Annotated in this window: 8 protein-coding genes; all 8 read right to left on the reverse strand. The window is 47.0% G+C overall.

All coding sequences use genetic code 11. The annotated features are described in order from the left end of the window. Window positions 1-281: 281 nt before the first annotated feature. The gene (gene galE, locus PLE7327_RS01195) at window positions 282-1,331 is read right to left on the reverse strand and encodes a UDP-glucose 4-epimerase GalE (RefSeq protein WP_015142029.1); all 1,050 of its coding nucleotides are present in this window, start codon (window positions 1,329-1,331) and stop codon (window positions 282-284) included. Between the two features lie 78 nt (window positions 1,332-1,409). Next, window positions 1,410-2,933, reverse strand: a complete 1,524-nt coding sequence (locus PLE7327_RS01200; protein ID WP_015142030.1) for an MFS transporter — start codon at window positions 2,931-2,933, stop codon at window positions 1,410-1,412. Between the two features lie 5 nt (window positions 2,934-2,938). Continuing rightward, the gene (locus PLE7327_RS01205; RefSeq protein ID WP_015142031.1) at window positions 2,939-4,141 is read right to left on the reverse strand and encodes a glycosyltransferase; all 1,203 of its coding nucleotides are present in this window, start codon (window positions 4,139-4,141) and stop codon (window positions 2,939-2,941) included. Between the two features lie 42 nt (window positions 4,142-4,183). Continuing rightward, window positions 4,184-5,728, reverse strand: a complete 1,545-nt coding sequence (locus tag PLE7327_RS01210; RefSeq protein ID WP_015142032.1) for a GMC oxidoreductase — start codon at window positions 5,726-5,728, stop codon at window positions 4,184-4,186. A 46-nt stretch (window positions 5,729-5,774) separates the two neighbouring features. After that, window positions 5,775-6,608: an SDR family oxidoreductase gene (locus tag PLE7327_RS01215; protein WP_015142033.1), complete on the reverse strand. Its 834-nt coding sequence runs from the start codon at window positions 6,606-6,608 to the stop codon at window positions 5,775-5,777. Between the two features lie 60 nt (window positions 6,609-6,668). Beyond that, on the reverse strand, window positions 6,669-7,820 hold the full coding sequence (locus tag PLE7327_RS01220) for a UDP-N-acetylglucosamine--LPS N-acetylglucosamine transferase (protein WP_015142034.1): 1,152 nt from the start codon (window positions 7,818-7,820) through the stop codon (window positions 6,669-6,671). A gap of 78 nt (window positions 7,821-7,898) precedes the next feature. Further along, complete coding sequence (locus PLE7327_RS01225; RefSeq protein WP_015142035.1) at window positions 7,899-8,891, reverse strand: NAD(P)-dependent oxidoreductase; 993 nt, start codon at window positions 8,889-8,891, stop codon at window positions 7,899-7,901. A gap of 22 nt (window positions 8,892-8,913) precedes the next feature. Beyond that, window positions 8,914-10,782, reverse strand: coding sequence for a hypothetical protein (locus tag PLE7327_RS01230; RefSeq protein WP_015142036.1), 1,869 nt, complete (start codon window positions 10,780-10,782; stop codon window positions 8,914-8,916). Window positions 10,783-10,814 lie beyond the last annotated feature (32 nt).

A 10,814-nucleotide genomic window follows, 5' to 3' on the forward strand; every position in this document is an offset into this window, starting at 1 on the left:
TATTTATCAACTATTATTCCAATAATTGATAGATAATAGATGCGATAAACTCAAAAAAATTCGATCTAAGTAGCTAGAGAATAAATTCTCTGTCTAAGAGGCTAAAGTCCGTCTTATAGAACTCGATATTTGGGTTCCAAGAAGATTTCTTGGTGCGATCGAGTCACCTTGATTGAATATTTATTTACCTTCCCGTTAGTAGCGATAGCCTTATATATAGAATCCGCTGACTAATTGCGAATTGCACGCGGGAGTGAGTGAAGTTCCTCCGAGCAGCGATGTTAATTGCGAATTGTCAATTGCAAATTGCGAATTGGTATGAAGTCTCGTTCCTGTCCGTGGCGTTGTAGGTGCCAATTCCAAGCATGAAGTATCATGTCTTTGAGATCTGGATATTGAGGCTGCCAGCCCAAGATTTTTCGAGCTTTGTCGCTGCTGCCAACGAGAACGGGCGGATCTCCAGGACGGCGAGGACATTCGATCGCCTTGATGGGTCGTCCGGTTACCTGTTTGGCTGTCTCAATGACTTCTCTGACCGAGAAGCCGCTGCCATTGCCCAGGTTGAAGGTTTCACGATCGCCTCCGTCGAGCAAATGCTCTAATCCCAATACGTGAGCTTGAGCCAAATCAACAACGTGGATATAATCTCGAATGCAGGTTCCATCTGAGGTTGGATAATCGGTGCCAAAAATAGAAATCGATTCTCGTTTGCCCAATGCTGCCTGCAACACGAGGGGAATCAGGTGAGTTTCGGGGGTATGGTCTTCACCCAGCCGTCCTGTCGGGTCTGCCCCAGCCGCATTAAAATAGCGAAAGATAACTGACTGTAAGCCGTAAGCCCGGTTAAAATCGGCTAATATGTGCTCCACTGTCAGTTTGCTGATTCCATAGGGATTGATGGGATGTTGGGGATGATCTTCAGGAATCGGAACCGACTTAGGTATGCCATAGGTGGCGCAGGTAGAAGAGAAGACAATTTTTTTGACGGAGGCTGCTACCATAGCTTCTAGTAGGGTCAGGGTGCCGACAACGTTGTTGCGGTAATACTTGGCTGGAGAAGAGACTGACTCGCCGACGTAGGCATAGGCAGCAAAATGCATGACCGCAGCGATCGAGTGAGTACTAAACAGACGATCGAGTAAAGCGCGATCGCCAATGTCGCCGACAATCAGTTTGGCTCCCAAAACGTTGTCTACGAGGTCTCGATGTCCGTAGATCAGGTTGTCGAGGATAACGACCTCGTATCCCGCAGCTTGTAAGGACTGCACGGCATGAGAGCCGATATATCCCGCTCCCCCAGTTACCAAAATAGTTGGCTTAGTTTGAGACATAGTTGCTTGCTCCTTGTTTTGGTTGCGTTGCGAAAATGATTGGATAATGGAAACTCCGGTTAGGAAAAGTTAAGCCGCTCAAAAGTGCGATCGCCTCTTATAAGTCGACGGAATAAACGCCAGAATCAACAATGCCCCAGCTAGCAGGGCAATACTGGCGACGAGAACAGTTGCATGTAGACCCGACACGAAAGCATTGCCAATCGCTCGATGCCATGCATCGGGCGAAATGCTGCCTGGGAGGTCATTGGGAACTTTAGCTCCACCGTGCAAAGCATCGGCGATCAGTCGGTCTTGGACGTTGGCGGGTAGGTTCCAAGCAGAGAGCGATCGCTTCAGGTTTGAGGCTAGCCGTTGCGTGAGAATTGTTCCCTGTATGGCTATTCCAAAGACATTACCGAGACGGTTACTGACGTTGAGTACCGCTGAGGCAATTCCCGCTTTACTAGAGGGTATAGCGCTCATCGCTGCCGCTATCAGGGGCGAGAGTGCCAAGCCACCCCCGAAGCCAGAGAGAACGAGGCTCCCCAATATAGCTCCATACTCGGTGTCGGCACTCATGCGGGTAAATGAAAACGTCGCCACGCTCGCCATCGCCAATCCTGTCGCGATCGCAAAGCGCCACCCCAACCGCGCCGCCAACCATCCAGAAACGATCGATGCGATGACAAAAGCCCCATTCATCGGCAGGAAGCGAACCCCTGCCGCCGCCGCCGAGTATCCCTGCACCTGCTGTAAGAACAGGCTGAAAATAAACAGTAAACTGACGAAAGTGAAGAATATGAAAACAGAGACGACATTGACGACAGCAAAAGTTGAGTTGTTAAATAAATGTAGTGGTAACATCGGACGGCTGCTGCGAGACTCAATGATTAAAAAAGCCAGAAAGCTGAGTCCGGCAACTGCCAGCAGACCGAGCGCGAGGGGCGATTGCCAAATTCCAGCATTCCCCTCGGTAAGGGCGTAGGTGAGCGAAGCCAGCAAGATTACACTAAGCGCGACACCGGGCACATCGATACACTGCTGCTGCAGATTCCCAACTTCCTTGACAAAGCAGAAGGTCAGCCAAAAAGCGATCGCGCCTAGCGGTAAATTAAGAAAGAACACGCTCTGCCATCCCAAAGTATCTGCAAGTAAACCGCCTACCACGGGACCTGCAACGAGAGCGAGTCCCGACACTGCAGACCAGATCCCGATCGCTTTAGCTTTCTCCTTCGGAGCGGGGAATGTATTGGCGAGAATCGAGAGAGAACCTGGGACTAATGAAGCCGCACCAATTCCCTGAAGCGTTCGCCCAGCAATCAAAATCCCCAAATTGGGCGCCATAGCGCAGATCGCAGAGGCAGTCGTAAAAATAACCAGTCCTGCTAGAAAGACCCGCTTGCGCCCATACATATCTCCTAATGTCCCACTCGGCAGCACCAGACTAGCCGCAGACAGGGTGTAGGCGTTGAGAATCCACTGCAATCCAGACACATCAGCATCCAGACTTACCTGGATCTTGGGAAGCGCTACATTCACCCCAGTATCGTCGAGATTAGCCATGAACAGTGCCAAACACATCGCCCACAGCGCGATCGCTTTAATAGGATTTCGATTCATCGCCTTCACTGTCCCAGTTCGATTGCTTCTGCCACTGTTGTCTTGTCGCTACTAGGGACAATCTTCTTTAAGAATTCGACCACTTCAAACACGGCGCGATTGTCGATAGCAGCAACATTGGCCCGATAGCGAGCCAACTTTTGGGGGTCGAGAAACTCCTCGACGGCGCGATCGATCTCTCGAAAACTACGCAGCACCAACCCCACTTCCTTGAGTTGAACCCACTTGGCGTTGTATCGCTCGTGGATGAGCGTGGCAAAATTACATTCCACAATCACTGGCAGCTTCATGGCTATTGCCTCGCTGATGCTACCCGGACCAGGTTTGCCAATGAAAAAATCCGACAGATGCATATAGTAAGGCATGTCTTGGGTAAAGCCAGTCACAAACCGCTTTTGAAGACCTGGGCTATTGCGCAGCGCCACCACGAGTTCTTCATTAAGTCCGCAAATAAAGATCAGCTGTAGTTGGTCTTGAAAACATTCCAGACGCTTGGCTATGTCGAGCATCACTTTAGAACCCTGACCCCCGAACATCACAAGTCCGGTCAGACAATCTGGAGCTAAACCCAAACGTTGTCTTTCAACTTTGCGATCGCAGTTTATCGGTTCGGAAAAACGAGGATGAATGACCATGCCCGACGTTTTGACGATGCGCTCTGGTTTTATTCCCAGAGAACAAGCTTGCTGAGCTGCTCTTTCGGTGCCGCAGATTGTATAATTGTCGGTTTCCGGTTCCATCCAAGATCCGGGTGGCAAATCCTCAAAATCGATCGGGACGGTTACATAGGGAGTGCCCGGTTTTACCTTTTCTAAACTTTCCCATGCTACTTTGTTATAAAACGCTACTATAGAAACCACCAAATCTGGCTGTCGCTCGCGCCAATATTGCTCAAAAAACTTGAGACCAAAATCGTAATTGAGTTTGATCAGTAATTTATTAAGGCGAAACATCAACGGAAAAAGCCACGTCCAGCCGCTTTTGAGCATCAGGTTGTACAAGTCATGAGAAGAAATTCCGAATAACTCATAGATATTCACTATGCTTTGTTTCTCTGCTAAGCTCGCCACTAGATCGTCCATATCGGTTACATTGAGCTGCCAAGGCAGTTGTTGCTGCTCGATGACCGAACGGATTGCATTATAGGTGGCGTAATGCCCTCCGCCACCCTGCGAGGTGAGAAACTCGATCGCAACTTTTTTTTTCATAATCGCCAAGTTTTATCTAATATTGCGGATGTAACGGTCTAGTTATTTTAATCTTTCAAGCAAATGTTCTCCGACCCGCAAAGCGTTCGCTATAATCGTGAGCGTTGGGTTCACAGCGGCACTAGACGGGAAAAAGCCACCATCAACAACGTAAAGGTTATCAACATCATGAGTGCGGCAATTGAGATCGAGTACAGACGTTTTAGGATCTTCTCCAAAACGGCAGGTACCACACTGATGCCCGACATCTTTCAAGGACATATTTGCTGTCGTCAGGTAAAGCGACAACGATCCGATATCGTTGCGTGGCTCAATAGACCTTAACACTCGAATCCAGCGCTCGATCAAACGTTTATACGCTTCGTCATTGTTATTGGTATATTCGAGATAAATTTTCTCCCCCTTGACATACACGCGATTGTTGAGGTCTGGCAAGTCTTCGGTCATGAGTAACCAACCAATCGCACGATCCGCTATTGTTTTATAGATTGCCTTGGGAACAAAAGATGGTCCATTAGCGGCAGCTCTGTCTGTAGTGATAGTACCGAGGGATTGCACGTTTCCCATTGGGTAATCAAAATCTTTATCTCCCCAATAAAAATCGTTAACGGAAAGCGTCTTGGAATAAACTATCGATTTGGGTCTTACGGTCAAAGCCACGATAAACGCAAGCTTATGCATCATGTAATTGCGTCCCACCAAGTCGGAACTATTTGCCAATCCGTTTGGATGTTTGTCATTAGCCGATCTGAGCAACAATACTGCTGAGTTGATGGCACCACAAGCAACAACAACGATATCTCCAGAAAAAATCTGACGCTCGCCTGCGATTTCTGTCTCCACGGCAGTCACTTCCCGACCCGACAGGCTAGTATGCAAGCGCAGCACTTTGGCTTCGGTCATTAAAGTCACATTGGGATAGGTTATTGCCGGACGCACGCCATTAACGTCAGCATCGGCTTTGGCATCGACCAAACATGCGAAGCCATCGCAAGTATCGCAACGAATGCAAGCACTAAAAAGACGGTTGACTTCATTGAGCTTAATACCGAGCGGTTGGTAAGCAGGATGCAAGCCTCTATCCTTCAGCGCATCGTTGATTCGTTGCATGTAAGGTTCGTGGCTAATTGCCGGAAAAGGATAGTCTTCACTGCTTGGAGGGTCGGTTGGGTCGAGACCTCGCTTACCGCGTACTTCGTAGAGTTTTTCAGCCCTATCGTAGTAGGGAGCAAAATCAGGATACTTCAGCGACCATTCTGGAGAGATCCCCCCTTTATGAAGGACTTTTTCAAAGTCTCGCTCGCGAAATCTGTATAGAGCGCTACCGTAAAATTTGGTATTGCCGCCGACATAATAGTGCGTAAACGGACGCACGGGTTTGTCGTTCTTGTCGTACCATATTTCAGAAGTTCGATAGCGATTTTTGGCATAGATTGCTTCGGAGTCCCAATTAGCTTTTTCTTTGGGAAGAAAAGTCCCTCGCTCTAGGACTAGAATTTTCTTTCCGCTGGGTGCCAAGGCATGTGCTAGAGTTCCACCACCAGCACCCGTACCAATGATGATGACATCGTAACGGTCGTTATTCATTTTCAAGTGAGTCGTGTATGGTCCAGGTAAAGGGCTTGTGTGCAATCTAGTTTTGTAAGAGGCTCTCAGCCTGCATTTGCTTTTGGGCGCAGCTTTGGTTGATCTCGACCACGCCTACCTTCTGAAAGACCGTATCTCCAAATTGTGGAGACAGTTGTGAAATTGCATATAAGATTTTGGTCGGAAGTCCTTCGAGGACGACTTCCTTCTGGTTTTGCTTAATCGATTGAAGGACTATATCTGCTACTTCCGTTGGCTGAGCGACGTGTGCTGCACTCGGCGGTGTGATATCAAGAGCACGAAACATTCCGGCATCGGTAATTCCAGGACAGACCACCGAAACCCCGACATTGGTACTTGCCAATTCCTGCCGCATTGCATCCGACCACATAATCAAACCAGCTTTACTGGCTGAGTAGATGCTGTTATATGGCGATCCTTTTTTGCCAGCCCCAGAGGAAATATTGACGATATGACCGCTATTGCGCTCTAGCATGCCCGGTAACACCAAACGGGTTAACTCCATCGCTGCCGCAAGATTGGTTGTCAGGATAGCTTGGATATCTTTTAAGGCGTACTTTTGAAAAGGTCGGAATTTTTCTATGGCAGCATTGTTAATCAAAATATCGACGGGTGCTGTATGTTTCTCGATCTGCTCGACTAAGACCGATAATTCTTCCAATTTGCAGAGATCGAAGGGGATGCCAATCCCTTTACCACCTGCGGCTTCGACCTCGGCACAGATTCGATCTAGACCTTCTTGAGAACGAGAAACGCCGACTACAGTTGCCCGCTCTTTTGCCAAAGCGCGGGCAATGAATGCGCCAATGCCACCTGAAGCCCCGGTCAAAACGACTGTTTTACCTGCTATAGTTTTCATTTCCAGTCTCCGTTCTATAGAAATTAAAGAGAGATCGCAATTCGGCTAGAATGCTTGTTCTTATACAAATTCTTTACTTCTGACTTCTGACTTCTCAAGGATTCCCTCTAGAAAATCAACCACTTCAAACACGGCTTGATTATTGAGAGCGGCGGCTTTGGCTCGGTAACGGGCAAAGTTTTCGGAGACGAGTAGTTGTGCAACAGCGCGATCGACCTCTCGAAAATCGCGGACTACGATACCAAACCCATTACTGGCGATCCACTCTGGGTTGTATCTTTCTTGAAGCATGGTGAAAGCATTGCTGACCGTAATCACGGGCAGCTTCATTGCCAGCGCCTCGCTCATACTTCCAGGACCGGGTTTGCCAATGAAGAAATCGGACAAATGCATGTAGTAGGGGATTTCACTCGTATAATTTTCGACGTACCTCAGCAAGCGGCTTTGGCTGCGGCGCAGGGTATCTGCTAGTTTTTTATCGCGTCCGCAGATGAGAATGAGTTGGAGATTCAGCGGCGATCGCTCTAGAGACTCGGCAACCTCTAGCATGGCATTGGAGCCGCGACCGCCAAACATGACTAAAGCTGTCGGCAAATCTGGATCTAAGCCCAACCGTTGTCTTTCAACTTTGCGATCGCAATTTATCGGTTCGTAAAACCGAGGGTTAATTATCACTCCCGAAGTGCGGAGAATTTGCTCTTCCCGATAACCCAATTCTTGGGCTTGTTCGACCATCCGTTCGGTGGGACAAATTAAAAACTGATCCTGTTGCTCTATCCAGAAGTGAGGGGGACAATCTGCAAAATCGATCGGAAGAGTAATGAAGGGAACATTCGGTAGGGTCGCCTGCAAGCCTTCATAAAGGATTCGGTTTATGTATGGAAACAAGGAAATTACGATATCTGGCTTGTGCTGGTACAAGTAGCTTCTCAGCCGCTTTAGCCAAGCAGAATAGTTAAGGCGAACTTTTAGCTTCAGCGAGGGAACCAGGATCGGTTCGTTAAAAATTCTGACCCAGCTTCCCCAACTTTCTTTGAGCACTAGATTGTTATATACCGTTTGCGGAAGACTCGTCCCGCCGATTTCTTTAAAAAATTCGACGACATGGAATTGCCAAGGCAATTGCCGCATCTCGATCGCTTTTTGCAGAGCATTGGCGGTGCTGTCGTGACCTCCGCCCATATCGGCTGACATCAAATAAACTTTTTTCATCTAGTTAAACCTCTCAATTAAGAGCAATAGTCGCAATATCGACATGCTTAGCTACGAAGTTTTGGCAGTTGAGCTAGCCTATAGTAAATCCGTTTTTTGTAGCCACTCCTGTGTCCGTCGCATTCCCTCTTCCAAATCGATTTTTGGCTCGTAACCTAGCTGACTTCGTGCTTTAGCGATGGAATAAGCATGGGGGCGAGTTACCCAATTTACGGATTGTGGTAAAGCATCGGGTTTTTGACCGACAACTGACTGACCAAAACAGCGCAGCCAAGCGATAAACTTGAGTACGCTCGCTGGCAAAGAAAAGGGTGTAGGTGCATTTCCTATTTCCGCCAGGCGCGTAAAATACTCTTTCCAGGACGTTTCTTGTCCGTCTGTGAGATTAAAGGCTTCTCCATAGGCTTCTTTTTCTACTGCCAGAAATATGCCCTCGATTAAATTGTCCACGTATACGTGGTTCATGACTCCTCGCCCGCCATTAGCCAATGCAAATACTCTTTCGCGCATTAATTGCAGCGGTCTAACTACCCAGGATGTGCTTCCAGGTCCGTAGACATCTCCCGGTCTAATGATGATGATGCCGAAATCTGGCGGGGCATTGAGTTTTAAGAGTTCTTTTTCGCTTTCTATTTTTGTCTGACAGTAAGGATTGTTCTCTCCACGGAGTGGTCCCTCTTCCGCGACACCCTCAGGAAAGTTAAAGCCATATACCATCACGCTTGAGAGATGAACAAAGGTGTTTGCGCCAGCATTTTTAGCGGCTTTAGCCATATTAAGGGTGCCACCAACATTGACCTCATAAAAATCCTTCGGCGAGCCACCTTCTTTAACAATGGCAGCCGCATGCAGAACGATGTCTACTCCTTGGCAAGCTTTTGCGGCAGCTACGGGATCGGTGATGCTGCCTACAATTACCTCGGCACCTAGTTTTTGTGCTGCTTGAGCTTTTTCTTGGGAACGTTGCAGTCCTCGAACTTTCATCCCCCTAGATAGAGCGATTTCGGCAGCCCGCAAGCCAATAAAGCCACCAATTCCGGTAATGAGAAGCGTTTTGTTTTCAAGATTCATGGCTCATCGTATGAATTAAAGTTCAGCTAGCACCTAGACTCTCTTTAAGGGAAGCAAAATGTTTGCCTCCCAGTTCGATTTGTCCCTGTTCCACGCCAGTTTTGATTCTGGCAACTAAATACTCCCAGTCAGAGGCGATGATATTGGTGCCATGATCTGGCTCGACCAAACCAGCTAAAGCAATGTCGCTCCCGTAGCGATCGACGAGATTGCGGATGCCTAGAAAATTGAAGACTCCTGATTCATAAGTTCCACAAGGAACCGAGGGGTTGTAAACTCCAGTACAATATTCGTTTTTCGATTCAAACCACGCGAGCGATGGATACCCGTGAAAATGAACCATGGGTGCGCCATTTTCGATTAGATCCGGTGCGTACAAAGCTGCTGCCAGAGCCATAGAGACCATGACATAAATATCGTAAGAAGGTTTGATATCGCCTGCTGCCGGATCGATTCCTTTGGGTACTTGGAGTAATAATCTGTCTTGTAAGCCAATCCTCAAAACATCAGTTTCTAGGTTGAGGTCGGTTTTCTTTGAACCCGATCGAGAACTGACAAGCCATAGGTCTGGTAGCTGCTTAAATACGTATTTTTCCCCAATCCTGGTTTTTATATATCTCCTACCGATGTCATTCTGACGCAGTTCGTCACGACTGAACCCTTCGATAGGGGACAGACTTTCCCACTCTTGCTCGGATATTTCCACCGCACCCACGTATTGCGGCGGTTCGGCGTAGGCAACAAAACCATAAGAAACGCCTGTTCTGCCATTTGCCATCCAGTCGACAATATCTCGATGGGACTTTCTTTTGACCGCATCATCAATCTTAAAACCAGAAGGGAGTAAACCCGTTGATGCCAACTCCCGACCCATTCTCACTAAATTGGTTGCATAAATCGATGCTTTCGGCTCGTATTCACCAATCTCAAATCGGCTTAGAGGCAATGGTTGAATGGGTACGTAAATTTTAGGAATTAAAGACTTACAAACGAATTCATCAACTGACTCTACAGGAAACACCGAGTCTGAAAGGTTCATATTTAAGATAGAAATTTTGGTGTCGGAAACTCCGATCGCGATTTCAGAAAATGTTTCGATTAAGGTATTTACACCAATAGGAATTTTCTGTTGATAAGGAATTTTTGGATCGATAAACTCTTGGTTGAGTTTTGTTAAAACGATCGCTTGAGTATTGGTAGGATCTTCCAGCGGTCGGGCATTCTCTTCAGCCCAACTGATAAACTGCATGATTTTAGAAGCAGATATCTGGCGATTTTTTAAAACAAAACGAGAATAGAATTTATACAGTAACTCTGCTGCAAATATCTTAACTTTTCCAAGTAAAGAAGGACGTTTTTCTACATCGATAACAGCACTAACACCCGCTTTTATTACTCTTGTTGCGATCTTTTTTTTCCAATTTATAAAAGGAATCGTAATTTCGTAGTTAAACTCTTTAGTTGCTTCTTCCCAAGATAAGATCTGAACGCCATTGTCCCGCAGCTTGCGTTCTAACTCTTGTCTAAACTTTAAAATGGTTTCTTTTTTGTATCCATCGGGCAAAGGTCTAAAGGTAACTTTTAGCTTATTTGCCATAATTTTTGGATCGATAACGGGAGGGATAAAGCCTGTAACTTTACGGCAATAACCTCCAATCAAACGACCAATTGTCTGCAAGCTAAGGTCTTGAGTTTCAGAAGTGCAAAGATCGCTAGCAGTTCCGTTATTTTGTTGCAGAAACGCCAGAATTTCTGTTTTGCGCTCGGCTAGCTTTGTGCGTATTTCTGGTGTTAGTAATCCCTTTGGAGAATTAATCTTGAGTTTGTCATTATCTGCCCATAGCTGAACGCCTTGTTGATTAAGGTCATTCAAAAGCTCGGATACGTTCATCGTTTAAAAATCTCCCTATTTTATAATCTTTT

It is taken from the genome of Pleurocapsa sp. PCC 7327 (genome assembly GCF_000317025.1).
In the GTDB taxonomy this organism is placed as follows: domain Bacteria; phylum Cyanobacteriota; class Cyanobacteriia; order Cyanobacteriales; family Microcystaceae; genus Hydrococcus.

Excerpts from the sequence above, each read along its gene's own strand:
- galE (WP_015142029.1), bottom strand. The coding sequence starts at position 1,331 with ATGTCTCAAACTAAGCCAACTATTTTGGTAACTGGGGGAGCGGGATAT.
- PLE7327_RS01200 (WP_015142030.1), bottom strand. The coding sequence starts at position 2,933 with ATGAATCGAAATCCTATTAAAGCGATCGCGCTGTGGGCGATGTGTTTG.
- PLE7327_RS01205 (WP_015142031.1), bottom strand. The coding sequence starts at position 4,141 with ATGAAAAAAAAAGTTGCGATCGAGTTTCTCACCTCGCAGGGTGGCGGA.
- PLE7327_RS01210 (WP_015142032.1), bottom strand. The coding sequence starts at position 5,728 with ATGAATAACGACCGTTACGATGTCATCATCATTGGTACGGGTGCTGGT.
- PLE7327_RS01215 (WP_015142033.1), bottom strand. The coding sequence starts at position 6,608 with ATGAAAACTATAGCAGGTAAAACAGTCGTTTTGACCGGGGCTTCAGGT.
- PLE7327_RS01220 (WP_015142034.1), bottom strand. The coding sequence starts at position 7,820 with ATGAAAAAAGTTTATTTGATGTCAGCCGATATGGGCGGAGGTCACGAC.
- PLE7327_RS01225 (WP_015142035.1), bottom strand. The coding sequence starts at position 8,891 with ATGAATCTTGAAAACAAAACGCTTCTCATTACCGGAATTGGTGGCTTT.
- PLE7327_RS01230 (WP_015142036.1), bottom strand. The coding sequence starts at position 10,782 with ATGAACGTATCCGAGCTTTTGAATGACCTTAATCAACAAGGCGTTCAG.